We start from the raw sequence: 19,811 nt of genomic DNA on the forward strand, positions 1-19,811 counted from the left end.
GGCGACGCTCGGAGGTAACTCCGTTCGTAGGGGCCCCCGTTGGGCCAACCCGGCCGAAGCCCCCACACCGCATTCGTCCCGTGCTACGCGCCGAGCCACACCTGCGAGGTGGTGACCTCCGCCAGCAGGCCGGGAAGCGGGGGGGGACGCCGAGGCCCGGTCCCTGGGGCACGGGCCGGTGGCCGCCCCGCAGGACGAGCGGTCGACCAGGTCGGAAACCTCGGTCAGGTCCCGGATCTCCACCCTTGAGGCCGCGGCAGCGGTGTTCGCGGCGGCCGGCGCGGCTGCGCTCGCGACCGGGGACGTCAGACCTGACACATGCGTCGCGAGATCCTCACGGGACTCTCCGTTCCTGGCTTGCCGGGCGGATCACCGTGGTGCCGCACCATGGTCGCCCGCCGCATTCGTCGTACCGCAGGGCGTTCATTTCGCCAGCACGGCGTCGATCAGGGCGGTGAGCAGTGCGGTGCGCCGCGGCAGTTCGGCGACGACGACGTGTTCGTCGTCCGCGTGGGCCCCGCCGCCTACGGCGCCGAGGCCGTCGAGGGTGGGGATCCCGAGGCCGGCGGTGAAGTTACCGTCCGACGCGCCACCGACAGCGGCGGCGGTGGGCGCGCCGAGGCCGATATCGGCAGCGAGCGACGTAGCGAGGTCGAACAACCCCGACGATGCGTCCGCCTGCAACGGCGGTCGGTTGATGCCACCCGAGACCCGGATCCGCGAGTCCGCCAGTACCGGCCGGAGGCCCCGCACGGCCTGGTCGACGCGTCGCTGCTCCGCCTCGTCCCACACCCGGACGTCGACCGCCACACTGGCGCGGGCGGGAACGGTGTTGGTCGTGGTACCGGCGGAGAGGGCCGTCGGCACCACTGTCGTGCCGCGTTCGGCGTCGGCGAGTGCCGCGACGGCGAGGATCTGGTGTGCGACCTCCACCCCCGCGTTCACCCCTTTCTCCGGTTCGAGCCCGGCGTGTGCGGCCCGGCCTGCCACGTCGATCCGGTACAGGGAAACGCCCTTGCGGCGGCACTTCAGCGCTCCGCCGTCGGCCGACGCCTCCAGCACGAACACCGCGTCGCAGCCGCGAGCCTCCTCCTCGATCAGCCGCCGCGACGAGGGCGAGCCGATCTCCTCGTCACCGGTGACCAGGATCGACAGCCCCGTCCGGTTCCCGGCGGCCGCGGCGGCGTGCAGCGCCATCACGACACCCGCCTTCATGTCGAAGCAGCCCGGTCCGCGCAGCACCCCGTCCCGGACGGAATACGGGTGTGTCTCCAGCGATCCGGCGGGCCACACCGTGTCGTGGTGTCCGAGCAACAGGACACGGGGCGTCTCGCCGAACCGCCATCTCAGGTGTGTGCATCCGTCGACCACGACGCGATCCGGTTCCGCGTCCAGCAGCCGGCGTCCCAACGCCGCCACGACATCCGCGCTGCGGGCGACGGCTTCGTGATCGGACGACGGCGATTCGCACCGGACCAGGGTTTCGATGTCCGCGAGGAGGGCGCGCACCGCCACATCGGTGTGCGTCGACGTCATCGCGGCTCACCTCGCAGCGGCCGGCCGGGGAGCGCGTCGACCCGCAGCTCCCCCGCAGTGACCACCGGGACACCGCCGACGAACAAGTGCCGCACGCCCACGGACGGCCGCGTGGGGTCGAAGTAGGTCGCGGAATCAGTGATCGTCCCGGGGTCGAGGACGACGATGTCGGCGTCCGCACCGACCCCGAGGTGTCCCTTCGCCCGAGCGCCCGGCGCCACGTCGTCGAGGACCCGCGCCGGCAGGTGGGCACAGCGCCGGAACGCCTCCGGCCAGTCCCAGGCGCCGCTCTCGCGCACCATCACGCGCAACGTCCTGGCGAACGTGCCCGCCGTGCGCGGGTGCGTCGTCCCCCCGGGCGGCAGTGGCCACACGGTGCTGTCGTTGCTGCCGTCCTGCCAGAAGACGGGCATCGCGTCACTGGCGACGATCGCGTCCGGGAAGGCCAGTGCCTGGTGCAGCATCGCCAGATCGCGCGGGTTGCCCTCGTCGAGGAACTCCAGAATGCAGGGCGCCCCGGGGTCGCTGTTCCGCAACTGCCGCAGGCGGCCTTCGTCGGCGATGCGCTCCCCCGATTCGAGCATCACGACGCTCGATGCGGACAGGCCCTTCATCCGCAGCCGATCGGCGTCGAGGAAGGCGGCGCCGATCGCCGTGCTGCCCGCCCCGTACGGGTATGCCTCGACGGTCACGCGGGATCCCGACCGCCGTGAACTGTCCAACGCGCCGAGTACCCGGTCGATGTGGTGGCCCGAAGTGCTGTTGACGTGGCAGTGGTGCATCGCGGCGCCGGTCTCGGCCGCGGCGATGACGATCTCCTCGGAGCCGTCTGCCGGAGTGCCGGGATCCACCTCGACCAGCTCGCGGACGTGTGTATACGTCGGCGCACCGGCCTTCGCGGCAAGCCGGGCGACCGCGAGGAACTCGGCAGGCGCACTGTGGGGCGCGTACCCGAGGAGGACTCCGATGCCGAGTGCTCCGGCGGTCAGCTCACCTTCGATCAGAGCCAGCCACTTCGCGAGTTCGCGAGGGGAAGAGGAGCGTTGCCATGCGGGGTTTCCCAGCACCGCGAGGCCGCTCGCGATCTGTGCGTCGGGCCGGATGCCGGCGAGCACCTGGGCTCGGGCACCACCCCACGAGGCGGAGAAGCCGTAGTGCAGCGGGCGTCCGGCCGCGGCGGCCTCGGCGTACGCCCGCCCGATGGGCATGAGGCCCGCTTCCAGGTCGAGCGCCGTCGTCACGCCGTCCATGGCCTGCAACCGGTGCCCCGCGATCGAGTGCACATGGCTGTGCAGATCGACGAACCCCGGCCCGACGACCAGACCCGTGACGTCGAGGACCGTGCATCCCGGCGGCGCGTCCAGCCCGGCTGCGACGGCGCCGACCACGCCGTCGGATACAAGGACGTCGGCGATACCGTCGAGCCCGGTTCCCGGATCAATGACACGGCCGCCACGCAAAAGTGTCTGCATGCTTTCGTCTCCTCGTCGAGGACGCACTGGAGCACCCGCTGGTCTCCGGTGCAACCTTAGGAGGGGGATACGGGACCGCTGTTGGTCCGATCCGACGAATCCGTGGCGGTCTGTTCATGCACCCCGACGAACCCGGCACGACAAGGTCCCCGTTGTCGTCCACGCCACCGGGCCGGTCCGCCGGGCTGTCCGGGCCTTGGCACACCACACCCGACGACCCGAACAACACAGAATCGCCGCTATCGGGCCTGGTTGTCTCGCCCGCATGTCAAGTGACCGGCCGGGCAGGCCCGGAGCCCGCGCTGACGGTTCGCCCCCGGGCCGGCGGGGCCACCGCACCACCACGGCGGCCGCCCAGGAATCGCGCGGTCAGGTCCGGGCGGTGAGCAGGTCGGCCACCAGGGCGCGGGCGTACATCTCGTCGGTGCCGGGGACCGAGAAGACGACGCGGAAGTAGAGCGGGGCGACGATCCGCTCCAGCGGGGGCGGCGTCTCGCCCCGGTCGCGGGCAGCGTCCAGGATCACCTCGACCCGGTCACTACAGCGTCGCAGGCACTCCCGGAGACCGGCGCGCCGTTCGTCGACGTCAGGGGAGACCTCCGCGCGGAGAACGCGACGCCGCCGGGCCGTGACAGGTCGGCCAGTGTCCGGACCGGCTCACACCCTCGGCCGGCAGTTCCACACCGCCCTCGCCACGGGAGACTGGCAGGCGATCCGGTCGCTGCTGCACGACGACGCCACCTGGACCCTGCCCGGCGACAACGCCATCTCCGGCACCGCGGCCGGCGGCGACGCGGTGCCACCCTCGCGGCGCAGTGCCCGCCCGGAACGGTGAACCGGGTGACACCGTGGCCGGAACCGGCAGTTCACCCGAGACGGCCGGCTCACCCGAGACACTCAGCTCACCGGAGAGGTACGCGGCAGGCAGACAGAGGATGTCGAGTCGGTCGAGAGAGCCCGGGTGCCCGGCCCAGAAGCGGCGGTGGCCGGCATCCAGTGCGCTCAGGGTGCCGGGCCCCGGCCCGTCGGCGACGGCTGCCAGCAGGTCGATGTCGCTGACCCCCTCGTCGTAGTCGCCGCTCACCGCCGTCCCGTACACGTACAGGCCCAGCAGCCGGTCGCCGAGCACCGACCGGATCTCGTGCAGCAGATCGGGCAGAACCTGCCGCACGGTGTACGGGAGGCCCAGGGCCGTCGAGCCACATCCGGTCGCGGCACGGGGACGGTTCGGCAGCTGTCGTTCCCCGGGGTCCGCCGCCTCGGCACCGTGCCACGGCTTCGCCCTCGATCGCAGTGCGTTGCCGGTCGCAGTGCGTTGCCGGGCTCACGCGCGCCTACCGGACTCCCCCGTGACGCGGTGTCGCCTCAGTACGGCAAGCGCCTCGGCCGCGCCCCGCGCGTGGACGCGCCCGGTCCGCGCCACGATGCTCCGGCACGGCGGGCGGGCACGGCAGGGCGGGAGCCCTGGACGGGACGGTGCCCCGGCCCGTCACCCGGCTCTTCCCGACGGCTGCGGCGAACGGCTCTTCCGGGTGGCTGTGGCGAGCGGCTACGGCGAACGGTGCAGCAGGGCCGTGGCGATGGCGGTCTGAGCCGGTCCCAGCGCGGTCTTGCCGTCTTCGATGTCCCACAGCGCGTTCTGCAACACGCGGCCGAGAGTCCAGCCGGCGGCCCGCCGCCGGTCCAGGCCGACGACCTCGGTCAGCAGGTCGAAGCGGCGGAGCACCGCCCGTGCGACATCACCCGTCGCCAGCACCTCGTCCCACCTGTTGTCCAGTGCCGGCAGCAGTTCGAATCCGGGGTCGCCGGCCAGCGGTTCGGGGTCGATGGCCAGCCAGGGCTCCCGCTCCCCGGCGAGGACGTTGTCGTAGTGCAGGTCCCAGTGCAGCAGACGGTCACCGGGTTCGCCGATCAGCTCGGCCACGATGGAGGCGCAGGTGCGCACCAGACGCCGTTCCGCGGGGTCGCGCAGCGCCGGCACGGCCTGCGGGGTCCGGTCGAGCATGGCGGCGGCGAGGTCGGACAAGCGGCGCAGGCCCTGGGGAGCGGGCACCGCGGTCAGCCGGGCCATCAGCTCGGCCAGGCGCTGCACGGCCACCTGGTCGTCGGTCACCGAGGACAGTGGCCGGGCCGCGTCCAGCCGTTCCAGCAACTGCGTGCCGCTCGCCGCGTCATGGTCGAGCAGGCACACCATGCCGTCGCCTCGCCACACCCGCAGAGCGGTGGCGACGCCGGCGGTCTCCTCCCGGAGTTGCTGGAGCTTGAGGACGGCGGGTGCGCCGTCGGCCTGGCGCACGGGCAGGACGAGCGAGGCCATGCCGTATGCGGCCGGGCCGTCGAGCCGCAGCCCCCAGCGCTCCAGGAAGTCACCGCCGAGGCGGGGCAGTTCGGCGATCCAGGCCCGCTCCTCGGCACCGTGCGCGCCGTAGGACGCGGCGAACGCGTCGGGGACGTCGATGAGAGTCGACGTGTTCATGGGAAAAGTCTCCTTCGTGGGTTCGGAGTCGGGATGCGACGAACGAAGGAGGCCACGGGGGTGCCCGGATACCGGGCAGGCGTCAAAGCATGCCGCCACTTTAGCCACACACCATCCCAGCGGATCGGGTAGTACCTGCGGGGTCATGCGGCACCCGCGGGGTGACGCGTCCGGGGTGATCTCCGCGAACGGGGGCGCCACGGGGACGCCGTCACGCTGCGCGCCCCAACAGGGGCGGACCGGTGAGGAATACGCGATGGCGCCCCCAGGGGCGGACTGTCTCACACCCACGTTCGGGGACTCGGCCGCCCGTCGGCGGGGAGACTGACAGCGAGCGCAGTGGCCGTCGTCGCCGGAAGGGGCCGTCATGTGGCAGCGCAGGAAAGTTTCACGGGAAACCGTGCACCACCCGATCTTCGCCCGCTACTACGCGCGCTGCGCGGCGGCCGCGGAGGGGCGGGCGGGGCTGGCCGCGCTCCGGCGTGAGCTGCTGACGGGGGTGATGGGCCGGGTCATCGAGGTGGGTGCGGGCACCGGGCTGAACTTCGCGCACTACCCGGGGACGGTGTCGGAGGTGGTGGCGATCGAACCGGAGCCCACATTGCGGCGGGTGGCACGGACGGCGGCGGCGCGCGCCGCGGTGCCGGTCGATCTGGTACCGGGGGTGGCGGAGCGACTGCCGGTCAAGAGCGAGGCGTTCGATGTGGCGGTGGCGTCGCTGGTGCTGTGCTCCGTGCACGATGTGCGGCGGGCGCTCGGGGAACTGCTGCGGGTCCTGCGCCCCGGCGGTGAACTGCGGTTCTTCGAGCACGGGCGGGCGTCCGGCGGTGGGCTGGCGGCGGTGCAGTGGTCGTTGGACCGTACGGTGTGGCCGCTGCTGACGGGCGGCTGTCACTGCTGGCGCGATCCGCTCGGGGAGATCCGGGCGGCGGGGTTCGAGGTGGTGGGCGTACGGCGGCTCAACGTGCCGGAGCGGGGCCCGCAGCTGCCCATGTCGCCGGCGGTACTGGGCACGGCGCGGCGGCCGATCGGCTGAGCGGACGGCCGGGGGCCGAGCCGCTCCGTACAAGCTCCCTGGCGAGCCGACTGCCGGGTGGCCGGTGGCGGGTGCCCGGTGGTGTCACACGGTCCAGGTCCGCAGTTCGTTCGCGATCGTGTGGACGTCCGTCGCCCCCGCCCTTATGAGGTGGGCGAGGTCGCGCACGCGCTCCGGGGATGTGGCGATCTTCAGGCCGCTGGCGACGAGGTAGCCGTAGGCAACGGCGGTGGCGAACATCGCGTTGGAGCGCTCCAGTGCCGGTACCTGGAGCAGGAGTTGGAGGAGCGCGGCGGCCCGGTCCTGGGGGTCGGGGTAGACGGGGACACCGAAGATCTCCGCCTCATGGCGGCTGACGGCGGCCACCAGGGCGCCCCAGTCGGTGACCTGGGGATCGCCGGGGGTGTGCTGTTCGGCGATCAGGAGGAGCCAGGCGAGATCGATGCGGAGCGTCACTTCGCGCCCGGGTGTCCTTCCCGGCCGGTGGTCCGTGCGCCGCCGGAAGCCCGTTCGCCGCCGGTGGTCGGTTCGCGGCCGCGGTCCCCGCCGGGATCGAGGCCGAATTCCTCCGCGAAGACCCGCTCGTACTGCTTCATGAAGTCGGAGGCGGCCTCGACGAAGGTCTGGCCGACCTCTCCCGCGTCCTTCAGGACGAGCTCTTCGATATAGCGGTTCACACTCACTCCCCGCTGTAGGGCGCGCGCCCGCGCCGCCTCGGCGGTGGCTTCGTCCACACGGACGTTCAGCTGTGTCTTCGCCACGCCTCCAAGCTAGCTCGCATCCGCTAGCACCAGCAAGCGGCCGAGCGCCGACGTCCGGCTCGAACCGAGCCGCCTTGGCTGCCCGGTCTGCGGGGGCCTTCCCGTCCCCCCCCACCGCCTCGATCACGTCGGCGCCGCCCGGCGGCCGGCGGGCCCGTACCGGGTACCGATCCGTCCCCGGCCGGCGGACGGAGCTCCATGATGAGATGGCGTCGTGAGCCGCGCTACAGAAGAGACCAACCGCCGCATGCTTCGGGCGCGGGATGCGATGGACCGCGCCTACGCGCAGCCGCTGGACGTTCCCGCCCTGGCCCGGATCGCCCATGTCTCACCGGCGCACTTCGCACGCACCTTCCGGGCCACGTTCGGTGAGACGCCGCACCGCTACCTCCAGCGCCGCCGGGTCGAGCGGGCGATGTTCCTGCTGCGGGAGACCGACCGCAGCGTGACGGACATCTGCTTCGAGGTCGGCTTCGGCAGCCCGGGAACCTTCAGCCGCACGTTCCGCGCCATCGTCGGCCGGTCGCCGAGGACGTACCGCAAGGAAGCGACGGCCGCGGGCGTGCCGACGTGCTTCACGATGGCGTGGATGCGGCCGAGCGCCTGACCGCCCGCACTGCCCGTACCGGTCGTCGACCGATCGGTCGGGGACAGGTTCTCGTGCGGCTCGCCCCGTGGCGTGCGGCACATGTTCCACGCCCGCACACAAGCGGATCAGGCCGGGCGTGGGATGCAGGCCGGACCGTGGGAGCCGGGCTCGCCGAGCTTGGGGATGTCCAGCCCGCCCAGACCCTGCAACAAAGAGTAAAAGCACAGCTCAGGAGCATCAATGGATCTCAACCTGTTACGCGCCCTGGACGCCCTGCTCCAGGAGAACAGCGTGACCCGCGCCGCGGAGCGACTCGGCACGTCCCCCGCGGCAGCCAGCCGTACGCTGGCCCGGCTCCGCCGTGCGGTCGGTGACCCGCTGCTGGTCCGCGCGGGCCAGGAGATGGTCCCGACGCCGCGCGCCCTGGAACTCCGCGAGGAGGTGGGCGCGTTGCTGCGCAGCTGCGACAACGTCCTGCGGCCCGGAGCCGGTTTCGATGCCGTACACCTCCAGCGCACCTTCACCGTGCAGGCCACCGACCTGCTCCTGGTGGGGCTGGCCGGGACCTTGACCGAGCGGATCCACACGGAGGCCCCGCACGTGGACGTGGTCTTCCTGCCGGAGGCCCTGGAGGGCGGCCCCGCGCTGCGGCAGGGCTGGGTGGACGTCGAACTGGGTGTCCTCGGACACCTGGACCCGGAGATCCGGACCCAACCGCTCACCCAGGTGCCGCTGGTCGGGATCGCCCGCAGCGGTCATCCGCTCTTCGACGGGCGGATCGACGCCCGCCGTTTCGCCGCGGCCGACCACATCGGCATCTCCCGGCTCGGCAAGCGCCTCGGGCCCATCGACAGCGTGCTCGCGGGGCTCGGGCTGCGGCGCCGGATCGCGGTCGTGGTACCCAGCCATACGAGCGCGATGATGCTCGCCCGGGACACCGACCTCATTACCCTCACCCTGGCCGACTGGCTCCCCGACACCATCTCCGCACTGGGACTGCGCACCTTCCCCATCCCCCTCGATCTGACCCCGCTCGACCTCGGAATGGCCTGGCACCCCCGCAACTCGACCGACCCGGGACACTGCTGGTTCCGCGACCGCCTGGCAGCCGCGGTCCTGGACCCGTCCGGGACCGCGGCTGCCAGGCGGTCGCGGTCCCGGACGGGGGACGACCGCTCTCCGGGGAGCACCACGGGGTAGGGGCGAGGGCGGGACGGCAGGCAGACACCCCCAACAGGTGGCAGACATAACCGAGTCCGGGACCGCGTTCCAGGTCGCGCCGTGGTGATGCCCTTCGCCGGTCAGGTCCGTTGCGTCGCGCTCGTCGCGTGGTGGGGGCCGTCCGGTGTGCGGACGAGGACCGGCGTGTCGGCACTGTCCCGGCGTGGGCCGTCCGCCGGGCTGAGTTCCTTCTGTGGCAAGCAGCAACTCCGCCACCGGCTGGGCCAGTTCCTTGATCAGGTGTCCCGCCTCGGGGCGGAGGTGACCGAGACTCGCTCATGCCGGGTGGCGGACATGGCGGATATGGCGGACATGGGGGACGCGGCGTGGCGCCGGGGGTGCTCCGTCGGCGGCGTCAGCCGTGGTCGGGATAGTCCGCGAGGGCGATGGCGTTGGCCGCGTGGGCGAGGTCGGCGGGCGGGACCGTCCGGTCGACGGCCTTGTCCAGCGCGAGTTGCTGGATCCCGCGGACGTAGCCTCCCGTCATCTGCTGGTAGCGCGTGAAGGCCGCGCGGTGGTCGCCGTGGCTGTTCGCGAGTTCACCTGCGAGCACGTAGGTGCCGACGAGGGCCATGCTGGTGCCCATGCCGCCTCGCGGCGAAGCGCAGTAACCCGCGTCGCCGACGAGCGCGACTCGCCCGTTCGACCAGCGATCGAGGCGGGCCTGGCTCATCGGGTCGAAGTAGAAATCCGGCGCGTCCCACATGCTTGCCAGCAGCCGGGGAGTTTCCCAGCCGACATCGGCGAAGCGCCCGGCGATGATGTTCTTCTGCCGCTTGAGATCCCGGTGGCTGACGTCGAGTTCCTCGGACCGGAACCGCAGCATCACCCGTGCTTCGGTGTTCTGCCGCACGCTGTAGACGCCGATCAGCGCGTCATCGACAGTGTGGTACATCTGCCAATGGTCGAGGCCGAGGAAGTTCTCCACGCTGAAGATCGCGAGATAGCTGCCGAGGAAGTGGACGAACTCCGACTCCGGGCCGAAGGCCAGCCTGCGCACGCCGGAGTGCAGGCCGTCCGCGCCGATCACCAGGTCGAAACGGCGCGGACGGGCGTGCTGGAACTCGACCTCGACGGCGTCGTCGCCCTGCGCGAGGGAGGTGATGACATCACCGAACAAATACTCGACCCCGGAGCGGCCGGCGTCGAACAACAGGGTGGTCAAGTCATCGCGCATGATTTCGACGTCGTCGTTGTCGATCAACCCGCCGGTCAGGGTGGCCTCGGTGGACCTGGTCAACTCCGCACCCCGGCTGTCCACAAACGACATGCCACGCATGTCGGTTGTCGCGGCCCGGATCTCGTCGAGCAGCCCCATCCGTTCCACGACGTGCAGCGCCGCGCCACGGATGTCGATGGCCTGCCCACCCCTGCGCAGGCCGGGCGCCCGCTCCACGACAGTCGGCTGGAGACCCGCGCGCTGCAACCAGTAGGCCAGCGCCAGCCCCGCCACACTCGCTCCGGAGATCAGAACATTCCTGTTTCGCACGTCTCTCTCCCTATGCTGCCGACGCACATCTCAGTGACTGCATCGCCCGCGCTCCGCGGACACCTCAAGCCTTGGCACGGGATGCCGTGACAGCAATGCAAAGAACGGCACGCAATAATTCCGTTCTGAGCAATGACCTCGGGCGGGCCGGTGGATCTGAACCTGCTCGCCGCACGCGACGCGCTGCCCCAGGAAACCAACGTGGCCAAGGCCGCCGACCGGCTCGGCACCTCGCCCGCCGCGGTACGCCGTGACCTCGCCGGCCTGCACGGGATCGTGTTGACCCGTGGCTCGTCGGTGCACCTCGGTCGACCGCAGACCCTGCCGGCCAAGCCGACCGCACGGTGACGGCGTCAGCCGGCCTGCCCGGGGCACCCGCCGCCGCGCGGGCCGCCGTCGCCGGTGCCGCCGACGATCTGCCGGCGCTCAGCCACCTGCTGCACGCCCATCCCGACCATGCGGTGCTGGACGGAGCCACGGCGTCGGCGCTCACGGCGGTGTCGGTGGCCACGGAGCCGCATCACCGGGCCCGGCTCACCGCCGCGGGTGGCCGCTGACCGCGGGGGCCGGGGCTGGGGCCGGGGCGCCGTCGTCCCGCCGGGCGGCGGTGCCGCCCGGTGTCCGGCCCAGCGCGTGCGCGCACAGTCCGAGCACGATGAGCGCCAGTCCGGCCCAGCCCGCCGCCGTGGGCGCCGCGACGCCCACCACCAGCGCCTCGCCGAGCAGGGTGAAGGGCACCTCGGCCGCCTGGGTCGCCTCCACGGCGCCCAGCGCGGCGGGGTGGTGGCGCACCCGGTCGGTGGCGCGGAAGAAGAGGGTGGTGGCCACCACGCCGGACATCAGGGCGACCGCCAGGCACTGCACCAACTGGCCGCCGGTGGGCGGGCCCTGGGTCACGGCCGCGGTACCGGCCAGGACCAGCCACAGCGGGAGCGAGCCGAGCGTCATCGCCAGGGTGCGCTGGACGCCGTCCAGGCCGTCCAGGCCCAGCAGCCTGCGGTTGCCGAGGGGGTAGGCGACGGCGGCGACCGTCACCGGCAGCACCACCTGGAGGACCGTGCCGAGCCCGGTACCGCTGGCGTGCTGGAGCTGGGCCAGGGCGACGCCGACGACGATCAGCGCGGAGACGCCCAGGGTGCGCGGCGGGATCCGGCCGCCGCCGAGGGCGCCGATGACGATGCCCGCGACGATCACCAGCTGCCAGGTGGAGGCGACCAGCCAGCCCGCGCCCGCCTCGCCGGCCCAGGTCAGCGGGGCGTAGAAGAGCCCGAAGCCGACGGTCGACCAGACCAGCCAGACCCCGGGGCGGGCCCGCAGGCTGCGCAGTACGCCGGGCAGCCCGCCGCGGAGGGCGACCAGCGCGACCATCGGGACGACCATGAAGAGATAGCGCAGGCTCGCGCTCCACAGCCAGGAGCCGCCCGCGACGCTCATCCAGCGGTTGAGCACGAAAGTGGTGGCGAAGCAGGCGGCGGCGACGACGCCCAGCGCCATGGGGCCGGCCACGCCCCCACGCGCCGGTGTCCCGGTCCCCGCCCTGGTGCTCCCCAGGTCCGTCCGTGGTGCGGTCCGCGCCCTTGCCGGTATCCGTATCGGCACCGTGTCTCCCCCGCCCTCTCGCCGCTGACCTGCCCCTGGTCCGGTGTCCGCGGCTGGCGCCGCACAGCCGGGGCAATTGACATCTGAAATGTTAGTGACCTCCCGAGCGGTCCCGGCGGGCGGGGTGGGCGCTTAGGATCGGGGCGTGACCGCACTGGAACCGGTGCCGAGAAGGCTGCTGCGCGACGAGGCGTACGACGCGCTGCTGGAGGCGATCGTCTCCGGCGAACTGTCTCCCGGGCAGAAACTCAACGACGCGGAACTCGCCGAGCGCCTCGGACTCTCCCGCGCTCCCGTCCGGCAGGCGCTCGCCCGCCTCGCCGGGGAGCGGCTGGTGGTGTCGAAACCGCAGAGCTTCACCCGGGTCGCCCCCGTGGTGGCACAGGAGATCCACGACGCACTGGCGGTCGTCCAGGCGATGCACGCACTGGCCGTCCGGACGGCCGTCCCCCGGATGACCGAGGCGCATCTGGCGCGGATGCGGGCGGCCAACGCCGCGTTCGTCCGCGCGCTGGACGCCGCGGACCCGACGGCCGCCATCGCCGCCGACGACGCGCTGCACGCCGTGCCCATCGAGGTGTGCGGCAACGCGGCGCTGGCCGAGACGGTCCGGCGCTACACCCCGCTGCTCCGCCGGCTGGAGCGCCGCCGGTTCTCCAGCACCGCGGCACGCGCCTCGGCCGCGCGGCACGACGCACTGATCGACGCCTGCGCGGCGGGTGCGCCGGACGCCGCGGCGGAGCTGTCGGGCGAGATCTGGGGCGAACTCGACGCGGTGGACGATCCGGAGGCGTGAGGCCGCCCACGCCGTGGCCCGGACGGAGCCTCGCCGGATTCCGGCCACCGCTGTCGCGCGCAGGTGGTTGCATGGGCGCGTTCTGCGCGCTCAGCATGTCTCATGAGACATCCCGGTCAGGCCGCTTCTCACTGATCATCTGATGCAGATGTTCTTTCAGCAGGTTCCCGAGGGCAAGACGTCCAAGTACTGCCCACTTGGACGTAACTGCCCGCTTGGACGTATGCGCCGCAAGCGGCCTGCACAGCGAAGAGCGGATGGTCTCCCTCGAAGCAGAGTGCGTGCGCCTCGTCGGTCTTGGCGCCACCCGCTTACGCCGCGACGGGTCGGCGCCTGCTGGCAGCGCGGGCTACATGGTGGTGGCCGATCCGGAGGGAAACGGGCTCTGCTCGGACTCACCGATGGGGAACCGCACCCCGGTGAGGTCTTCGGAGACGGCCCACAGCCGCTGCTGGACGGCTGCCTCGTACGACTGCGGGCTGGAGGTGACCAGCCGGGGGTGGCCCTTGACCTCGTTGCGTCCGCCGGGGCCGTAGTACTGGCCGCCGAGCGCGGCTGGGTCGGTGGCGGCGCGCAGGGTCGGCAGCGCGCCCATCGCCGGCGTCTGGGTGATCAGCGGCGCGAGCCAAGTGAGTGGAAGCCGGAGGGTCGCGGGGCTGTTGCGGGCGAGCTCGGTGCTGGACAGGCCGGGGTGTGCGGCCACCGCGACGGTGGTGCCGTGCGTGGCGAGCCGGCGCTGCAGCTCGTAGGTGAACATGAGGTTGGCCAGCTTGGACTGACCATAGGCACCGGCCCGGCTGTACGACCGCTCCCATTGCAGATCGTCGAAGTGGATCGCGGCTCGGATGCGGTGGCCGGTGCTGCTGACCGTCACCACGCGCGAGCCGGGCACCGGCAGCATCAGGTCCAGCAGCAGCCCGGTGAGCGCGAAGTGGCCGAGGTGGTTGGTGCCGAACTGCATCTCGAAGCCGTCCCGGGTGGTCTGCTTCGGGGTGTACATCACTCCGGCGTTGTTGATCAGCAGGTCGATCCGGTCGAGCCGGGACCGTAGCGACGCCGCCGCGGTCCGGACGGAGTCGAGCGAGGTCAGGTCCAGCGCCTGGACGGTCACGTCGCCGGTCATGCAGGCTGCGGCTTGCTCGCCCTTCTCGACGTTGCGCACGGCGAGCACCACGGACGCTCCATGCTCGGCGAGCGCCTTGGCGGTCTCGTACCCCAGTCCGGTGTTGGCCCCGGTCACCACGGCCACTCGCCCGCACTGGTCCGGAATGTTCGCCGTCGTCCACTTTTCTCTCATGTCGAGCTCCCACCCATTTACGTACCGGAGGTATCTTGCGTCTGCGACGCTAAAGTACCTCCGGTACATTACCAACGTACCGGAGGTACTTAAGTTAGGCTGGTGATCGTGACTTTCCAGCGGGCGCGAACCGAAGAGCAGCGGGAGATCCGCCGACGGGCGATCCTCGACACGGCGTCGGCGATGCTCGATGAGATGCCCGTGGCCGCGGTCACCCTGAACGAGCTCAGCCGCCGAGTAGGGCTGGCGAAGCCGAACGTGCTGCGCTACTTCGAGTCTCGCGAGGCGGTGCTGCTAGAACTGCTGGACCGCTTCCTACAGGAGTGGCTGACGGAACTGGCAGGCGAGTTGGCCGCCGGTATCGACGAGAATCCGCCCATGGCCGATCGAGCGGCAGCGGTGGCCGAGATCCTCAGCCGCTCACTCTCCGGCCGAGTGGTGCTGTGCGAACTCTTCGGCGCACAGGGCAGCGTTTTGGAACACAACGTCTCCGTCGAGGCCGTCGCACGCTACAAGCGCGCCTCCCTGGACCGCCTGACAACCATGACCGCCCTGCTCCTGAAGTACCTGCCGGAGCTGGGCGAGAACGCAACACTGTTCAGCCTGCAAACCATGCTCATGGCCGGCGCGCTGCCGGCGTACAGCACACCCCCACCCAGTCTGCAGGCGGCCTACCAGGCCGAGCCCGACCTGGCCCGCTTCCACCTGGAGCTGAAGGACTACTTGAAGCTGGCTCTGACCTCAACCCTCCTGGGCGTGCTCCCCCGCAGCTGACGTGCGTCGCACTGGAACAGGCGAAAATCCTCTGCAATTCTCGCGCTCGGACGGTGGAGGCCGAGGTGCCCGAACTCAGCGAGCCGCGCATGGGACCTGATGCTCAGCGGGGGCCGCGAGGGCGGAAAGGTGTGACGGTGGTTGAGGCGTCCTTGGCGAGTTGCTGCCTTATGGCCTCGTTGTCATGGAAGAGGGCGGCGATCGCCGTCTGGGCGGCCTTCAGCTTCTTCTCCAGGAGCGCGCACTCCTGGGTCTTCGCGGTCAGGCGCTTCTTGAGGTCGGCGATGGCGGCATCGCGTTTCGCCTCACCGGGGGTGGCCTTGCCGTGGGCCGCAATGTGGGCGTCCCACTCGGCTAGGACGTGTCTGAGATGTTGATCAAGGTCGTGTTTCGATCTTGGAATGGCACGTGGAGATCTGCCGGGACGACCAGTGGTCGTGGCTGGAGCCGGGACGACCAGTGGTCGTGGCTGGAGCCGCTGTTGCCACCGATACCGAAGACGGGGAGGCCGCCGCGGGATCGGCGGCAGTGCTTCGACGGGATCCGGTGGCGGGCGAGGACCGGCCCGCCGTGGCGGGACATACCCGAGCGGTACGGGCCGCGGGAGGCCGCGTACACGCTGTTCCGCCGCCGGCAGATCGACGGAACATGGACTCTGGTCCTCAAGAAGTTGCAGGTCACGGCAGATGCCGCTGGGCACATCGAGTGGGAGGTGTCCGTCGACTCCACGGTCTGCCAGGCACCAGCACGCCGCTGAGGCCCGAAAAAAAGGCTTGCGATCCGGGCCGGCCGGTCCCGGACGGGCCGGCAGCCGAGCCGGACGACCACGGCCTCGCACGCTCGCACACCGGCCTGACCACGAAACCGCACCTGCCCGTGAACGCCTCGTCCCACGTCCCGGCGACCGTGGCCACCGCCGGGCAGCGCGGCGATGCCCCGGTGTTCACCGAGGCCATGGAACGCATCCGCATACCCCGGCCGGGCCGCGGACGCCCACGCGTCCGCCCCGACCGTGTGCTAGCGGACCGCGCGTAATTCCCCCCCGCCCGATCCGCGAGTACCTGCGCCGTCGGCAGATCGCTCACACCATCCCGGAGAAGCGCGACCAGGCCGGACACCGTCTACAGCACGGCAGCGCGCGCGGACGGCACACACGGCTTCGACCGCGAACTCTACAAATGCAGGCACAAGGCCGAATGCCGGATCGGCCTGCCGAAACAGGCTCGTGGCGTCGCGACACGCTACGACAAACTCGCCGTCCACTACGAGGCCACCGTCCAACTCACCCTGATACGGCAGACCCTGTGACCACATCCCAAACACGTCCTAGCTGCCGCCCCCGCGCCGGAGCTGTGCCGAGAGGTGGTGCTGGAGCGGCTGGCCGACCGCCCCGAGGTCGTGGACGAAGGTGAGCGTGTCCTCGTCGGTCAGGGTGTAGCGGCGGCGGGTCGCGTTCACCTCCTTGGCGGTGGGCGTGCGGGCCACCTCATGGGTGGTGAGGTCGGCCGTGGCGTCATCGGCGCGACCGACCAGGATCTCCGCGATGCCGGTGGGCTGGGTGATCAGCGCCTCCACGTGCCCACCGGGCTGCAACCGCCACCAGCCGCTCTCCCGGGCCGACGGCCGCAGCGGGGTACCGTCCGCGTCGAGCAGCCAGGCACGCGCCTCGTAGCGGAGGAAGGGACGCCCGTCGTGACTGAAGGTGACCTCCTGCGCGTACGCGAACTCCTCGGCGAGCGTCGGATACCCGCCCTGCCCCCGGCCGGTCCAGGTGCCCAGGAATCCGATCAGGGGCGCGAGCAGTGCGTGCGGTGCGGGGGTCTCGTCCGGCCCAAGGGCGTCGGGATACGGGTGCTGCCGGGCCGGGTCGGACATGATGTGCGCTCCTGGGTCGAGGCCGGTGCCGGGTGGCAGCCTAGAGGCTGCCGCTCTCCGAGAACCACAGCGCGCCGGAAGCGACGAGGACAGCACCGGGGCCGCCGGGGCCGTCCGCCGGGCGACGCTCCACACCCGGCCGCTGCTTTGCGGGTCCTTTACCATGGTGTTTCCCCCTCCCCGAGTGAAAGGTGTGTGAGCGTCCAACCATGGGCGAACCTCCCAGTAGTCGAGCATCCTCCCGACATAGCGCGAACCTCCCGGTCCTGTTCGATCACGGGGCGGAGGTGACCCGATGACCGAGCTGCTCCTGCTGGCCCTCGCGCTCCTGCTCACCCTGGCCTGTGGTGTCTTCGTCGCGGCCGAGTTCTCGCTGACGACCGTGGAGCGCAGCGATCTGGAACGCGCCGCCGAGCGCGGCGAGCGCGGTGCGGACAGCGCCCTGAAGGCCGTCCGCGGGCTCACCTTCCAGCTCTCCGGTGCCCAGCTCGGCATCACCGTCACCGGCCTGGTCATCGGCATGCTGTCCAAGCCGGCCATCGCCGCCCTGCTGGCCGGACCGCTGGACGCGACGGGTCTGCCGCGCTCCGCCGCGAATTCGGTGGCCGTGGTCATCGGTACGGCGCTCTCCACGGTCGTCCTGATGGTCGTCGGCGAGCTGGTCCCGAAGAACTGGGCCATCTCCAGTCCGCTGGTCATCGCGAAGAAGGTCGCCACCGCGCAGCGCGGTTTCAGCGCCGCCTTCAAGCCGCTGATCGGTCACCTGAACACCACCGCGAACCACATGGTCCGCCGGATGGGCATGGAGCCCGCCGAGGAGCTGGCGTCCGCCCGCGGTCCGCAGGAGCTGGTGGCGCTGGCCCGGCACTCCGCCAGGGAAGGCGCGCTGGAGCCGGACACCGCCGAGCTGTTCGTCCGCACCCTCAACCTCGCCGACCTCACCGCGGAGAACGTCATGACGCCGCGGGTGCAGGTGACGGCCCTGGACGTGCAGTCGACCGCCGAGGACGTCGCGCACGCGACCCGGGCGACCGGTCTGTCCCGCTTCCCCGTCTACCGCGGCAGCCTGGACAGCGTCGTCGGCGTCGCGCACATCAAGGACGTGCTCGCGATCCCGGCCGAGCGCCGCCCCCGCCATCCCGTCTCCGAGCTGCTGCGCGAGCCGCTGCTCGTCCCCGAGACGCTGCCGGTGAACCGGCTGCTGGACCGGCTGTCCGGCAAGCGCACGATGGCCGTGGTCATCGACGAGTACGGCGGCACGGCCGGTGTCGCGACGCTGGAGGACATCGTCGAGGAGGTCGTCGGCGAGGTCCGTGACGAACACGACCCGCTGGAGATCCCCGACCTGGCACCGGCCGGCACCGACACGGACGGCCGCAGCATGTTCCACGCCGACGGCGCCGCCCGTACCGACCAGCTCCAGGGCATCGGGCTCCGCCTGCCCGAGGGCCCGTACGAGACGCTGGCCGGCCTGATCGCCACCGAGCTCGGCCGGATCCCGGTGGACGGCGACCGCCTCCAGGTGGCCGGCTGGTCGATGGAGGTACTCGACGCGTCCGGCCACCGCGCGGCGCGCGTGCTGTTGCGCGCCCCGCTGCCCGGCAGCGCCGACGCCCAGGACGCGGAGGCCGGCCGATGACCGCACTCCAGCTCTTCGTGGGCCTGCTGACGCTGGTCGTCAACGCCTTCTTCGTGGGCGCCGAATTCGCGCTGATCTCGGTGCGCCGCAGCCAGATCGAACCGCACGCCGAGAACGGCGACCGCCGCGCGGACAGCGTGCTCTGGGGTCTGCAACACGTCTCCGCCCTGCTGGCCGCCGCGCAGCTGGGCATCACGCTGTGCACCCTGGTGCTGGGCGCGGTCGCGGAGCCGGCCATCGCCCATCTGCTGGAGCCGGTGTTCAACGCCGTCGGCATGCCGGATGTGCTGGTGCACCCGCTCTCGTTCGTGATCGCGCTGGCCGTGGCGACGTATCTGCACATGCTCTTCGGTGAGATGGTGCCGAAGAACGTCGCGCTGGCCGACCCGGTGCGCAGTGCGCTGCTGCTGGGCCCGCCGCTGGTCGCGCTGACCCGGGCGCTGCGCCCGGTGATCTTCGCGGTGAACAAGCTCGCCAACAGCCTGCTCAGACTGCTGCGGGTGGAGGTCAAGGACGAGGTGGCCGCGACGTTCTCGGACGACCAGCTCGCCAAGATGGTCGAGGACTCGCGGAACGCCGGTCTGCTGGACGACCGTGCCAAGGAACGGCTGCGGGACGCCCTGGAGCTGGGCCGCCGCCCGGTCCGGGACGTCGTCCTGCCCGTCGAGCGGGTGGTGTCGGCGCGGCTCGGGATCACCCCGGACGGTCTGGAGCGGCTGGCCGCCGAATCCGGTTTCTCGCGCTTCCCGGTCGTCGATGACACCCGTCGCATCCTCGGCTATCTGCACGTCAAGGACGCGCTGGACAGCATCCCGCGCGAGGAGCCGTTCCCGGTCGCCGCGCTGCGCCCGATCGCCCGGATCCGGGCCGCGACGCTGCTGGACGACGTCCTGACGGCGATGCGCGGATCCCGTACGCATCTGGCCGCGGTGACCGGTGACGACGGGAAGCTGGCTGGGCTGGTCACGATGGAGGACGTACTGCGGGAGCTGGTGCTCCAGCAGCCCGCCGCGTGACGGCCGGTAGCCGGTAGCCGACGAGGAGGTGGCGACGCGCGCCCATGGCAGCGTCGCCACCTTCTTTTGAGAGTGAGTGTTGTCATGCGCGCGACACGCCATTCCGCTCCGGCCACCCCCGCGCACCCCACAACGACCACAACGACCACAACGACCACAACGACCACCATCCAACCGATCGGTTAGATTACTGACCGATCGGTTAGTCGCTCGTATCGCGCTGCCGGTCCACCCA

The 19,811-nt window shown here is 71.5% G+C and carries 21 protein-coding genes and 1 pseudogene; 12 read left to right on the forward strand and 10 right to left on the reverse strand.

Features of this window, described 5'->3' with window-relative positions; all coding sequences use genetic code 11:
• Window positions 1-423: 423 nt before the first annotated feature.
• From ACLJWH_RS26730 to ACLJWH_RS26740, 3 genes are all read right to left on the reverse strand, one after another.
• On the reverse strand, window positions 424-1,536 hold the full coding sequence (locus tag ACLJWH_RS26730) for a M20 family metallopeptidase (RefSeq protein WP_411144301.1): 1,113 nt from the start codon (window positions 1,534-1,536) through the stop codon (window positions 424-426).
• Entirely contained in the window at window positions 1,533-3,008 is a 1,476-nt protein-coding gene (locus ACLJWH_RS26735; RefSeq protein ID WP_411144302.1) for an amidohydrolase family protein, read from the reverse strand. The genes ACLJWH_RS26730 and ACLJWH_RS26735 overlap by 4 nt, the downstream gene beginning before the upstream one ends.
• Window positions 3,009-3,377: 369 nt before the next feature.
• Entirely contained in the window at window positions 3,378-3,533 is a 156-nt protein-coding gene (locus ACLJWH_RS26740) for a hypothetical protein (protein ID WP_411144303.1), read from the reverse strand.
• Between the two features lie 118 nt (window positions 3,534-3,651).
• Between ACLJWH_RS26740 and ACLJWH_RS26745 the strand changes: the two genes are divergently transcribed.
• Entirely contained in the window at window positions 3,652-3,843 is a 192-nt protein-coding gene (locus ACLJWH_RS26745; protein WP_411144304.1) for a nuclear transport factor 2 family protein, read from the forward strand.
• A 714-nt stretch (window positions 3,844-4,557) separates the two neighbouring features.
• On the opposite strand, the gene ACLJWH_RS26750 is transcribed toward ACLJWH_RS26745, so the two are convergent.
• A complete protein-coding gene (locus ACLJWH_RS26750; protein ID WP_411144305.1) occupies window positions 4,558-5,484 on the reverse strand; it encodes an aminoglycoside phosphotransferase family protein in 927 nt (308 codons plus the stop codon).
• A gap of 367 nt (window positions 5,485-5,851) precedes the next feature.
• On the opposite strand from ACLJWH_RS26750, the gene ACLJWH_RS26755 reads away from it, so the two are divergent.
• Entirely contained in the window at window positions 5,852-6,520 is a 669-nt protein-coding gene (locus ACLJWH_RS26755; RefSeq protein WP_411144306.1) for a class I SAM-dependent methyltransferase, read from the forward strand.
• An 84-nt stretch (window positions 6,521-6,604) separates the two neighbouring features.
• Here ACLJWH_RS26755 and ACLJWH_RS26760 read toward each other — a convergent pair whose 3' ends face one another.
• Both ACLJWH_RS26760 and ACLJWH_RS26765 read right to left on the reverse strand, forming a co-directional pair.
• Window positions 6,605-6,976 (reverse strand): fic family toxin-antitoxin system, toxin component, encoded by a 372-nt coding sequence (locus tag ACLJWH_RS26760; protein WP_411144307.1) that lies wholly within the window; start codon window positions 6,974-6,976, stop codon window positions 6,605-6,607.
• Window positions 6,973-7,281 carry a toxin-antitoxin system HicB family antitoxin gene (locus ACLJWH_RS26765; protein ID WP_411144308.1) on the reverse strand — a complete coding sequence of 103 codons (309 nt, stop codon included), beginning with the start codon at window positions 7,279-7,281 and terminating at the stop codon, window positions 6,973-6,975. The genes ACLJWH_RS26760 and ACLJWH_RS26765 overlap by 4 nt, the downstream gene beginning before the upstream one ends.
• A gap of 214 nt (window positions 7,282-7,495) precedes the next feature.
• Between ACLJWH_RS26765 and ACLJWH_RS26770 the strand changes: the two genes are divergently transcribed.
• Window positions 7,496-7,888, forward strand: a complete 393-nt coding sequence (locus ACLJWH_RS26770; protein WP_411144309.1) for a helix-turn-helix domain-containing protein — start codon at window positions 7,496-7,498, stop codon at window positions 7,886-7,888.
• A 222-nt stretch (window positions 7,889-8,110) separates the two neighbouring features.
• On the forward strand, window positions 8,111-9,070 hold the full coding sequence (locus ACLJWH_RS26775; protein ID WP_411144310.1) for a LysR family transcriptional regulator: 960 nt from the start codon (window positions 8,111-8,113) through the stop codon (window positions 9,068-9,070).
• A 376-nt stretch (window positions 9,071-9,446) separates the two neighbouring features.
• Here ACLJWH_RS26775 and ACLJWH_RS26780 read toward each other — a convergent pair whose 3' ends face one another.
• Window positions 9,447-10,607, reverse strand: coding sequence for an FAD-dependent monooxygenase (locus ACLJWH_RS26780; protein ID WP_411144311.1), 1,161 nt, complete (start codon window positions 10,605-10,607; stop codon window positions 9,447-9,449).
• A 123-nt stretch (window positions 10,608-10,730) separates the two neighbouring features.
• Between ACLJWH_RS26780 and ACLJWH_RS26785 the strand changes: the two genes are divergently transcribed.
• Both ACLJWH_RS26785 and ACLJWH_RS26790 read left to right on the forward strand, forming a co-directional pair.
• Window positions 10,731-10,928 carry a hypothetical protein gene (locus ACLJWH_RS26785; protein ID WP_411144312.1) on the forward strand — a complete coding sequence of 66 codons (198 nt, stop codon included), beginning with the start codon at window positions 10,731-10,733 and terminating at the stop codon, window positions 10,926-10,928.
• Window positions 10,925-11,137: a hypothetical protein gene (locus ACLJWH_RS26790; protein WP_411144313.1), complete on the forward strand. Its 213-nt coding sequence runs from the start codon at window positions 10,925-10,927 to the stop codon at window positions 11,135-11,137. The genes ACLJWH_RS26785 and ACLJWH_RS26790 overlap by 4 nt, the downstream gene beginning before the upstream one ends.
• On the opposite strand, the gene ACLJWH_RS26795 is transcribed toward ACLJWH_RS26790, so the two are convergent.
• The gene (locus tag ACLJWH_RS26795; protein ID WP_411144314.1) at window positions 11,115-12,086 is read right to left on the reverse strand and encodes a multidrug resistance efflux transporter family protein; all 972 of its coding nucleotides are present in this window, start codon (window positions 12,084-12,086) and stop codon (window positions 11,115-11,117) included. The genes ACLJWH_RS26790 and ACLJWH_RS26795 overlap by 23 nt on opposite strands.
• A 238-nt stretch (window positions 12,087-12,324) precedes the next feature.
• Here ACLJWH_RS26795 and ACLJWH_RS26800 point away from each other — a divergent pair, with 238 nt between their 5' ends.
• On the forward strand, window positions 12,325-12,975 hold the full coding sequence (locus ACLJWH_RS26800; RefSeq protein WP_411144315.1) for a GntR family transcriptional regulator: 651 nt from the start codon (window positions 12,325-12,327) through the stop codon (window positions 12,973-12,975).
• Window positions 12,976-13,190: 215 nt separating this feature from the next.
• Window positions 13,191-13,304 (forward strand): annotated as a pseudogene (locus tag ACLJWH_RS26805) (VOC family protein); the annotation flags it as partial.
• 20 nt (window positions 13,305-13,324) lie between these two features.
• Here ACLJWH_RS26805 and ACLJWH_RS26810 read toward each other — a convergent pair.
• Window positions 13,325-14,272, reverse strand: a complete 948-nt coding sequence (locus ACLJWH_RS26810; protein WP_411144316.1) for an SDR family NAD(P)-dependent oxidoreductase — start codon at window positions 14,270-14,272, stop codon at window positions 13,325-13,327.
• A gap of 108 nt (window positions 14,273-14,380) precedes the next feature.
• Between ACLJWH_RS26810 and ACLJWH_RS26815 the strand changes: the two genes are divergently transcribed.
• Window positions 14,381-15,046, forward strand: a complete 666-nt coding sequence (locus ACLJWH_RS26815; protein ID WP_411144416.1) for a TetR family transcriptional regulator — start codon at window positions 14,381-14,383, stop codon at window positions 15,044-15,046.
• Window positions 15,047-15,416: 370 nt separating this feature from the next.
• Entirely contained in the window at window positions 15,417-15,803 is a 387-nt protein-coding gene (locus tag ACLJWH_RS26820; RefSeq protein WP_411144317.1) for a transposase, read from the forward strand.
• Between the two features lie 569 nt (window positions 15,804-16,372).
• Here the strand turns inward: ACLJWH_RS26820 and ACLJWH_RS26825 are convergent.
• Window positions 16,373-16,921 (reverse strand): FABP family protein, encoded by a 549-nt coding sequence (locus ACLJWH_RS26825; protein ID WP_411144318.1) that lies wholly within the window; start codon window positions 16,919-16,921, stop codon window positions 16,373-16,375.
• Between the two features lie 295 nt (window positions 16,922-17,216).
• On the opposite strand from ACLJWH_RS26825, the gene ACLJWH_RS26830 reads away from it, so the two are divergent.
• The gene (locus tag ACLJWH_RS26830) at window positions 17,217-18,560 is read left to right on the forward strand and encodes a hemolysin family protein (protein WP_411144319.1); all 1,344 of its coding nucleotides are present in this window, start codon (window positions 17,217-17,219) and stop codon (window positions 18,558-18,560) included.
• The gene (locus ACLJWH_RS26835) at window positions 18,557-19,576 is read left to right on the forward strand and encodes a hemolysin family protein (RefSeq protein WP_411144320.1); all 1,020 of its coding nucleotides are present in this window, start codon (window positions 18,557-18,559) and stop codon (window positions 19,574-19,576) included. Before ACLJWH_RS26830 ends, ACLJWH_RS26835 begins: the two co-directional genes overlap by 4 nt.
• Window positions 19,577-19,811: the final 235 nt, after the last annotated feature.

It is taken from the genome of Streptomyces sp. x-80 (genome assembly GCF_046549095.1).
Lineage (GTDB): Bacteria > Actinomycetota > Actinomycetes > Streptomycetales > Streptomycetaceae > Streptomyces > Streptomyces celluloflavus.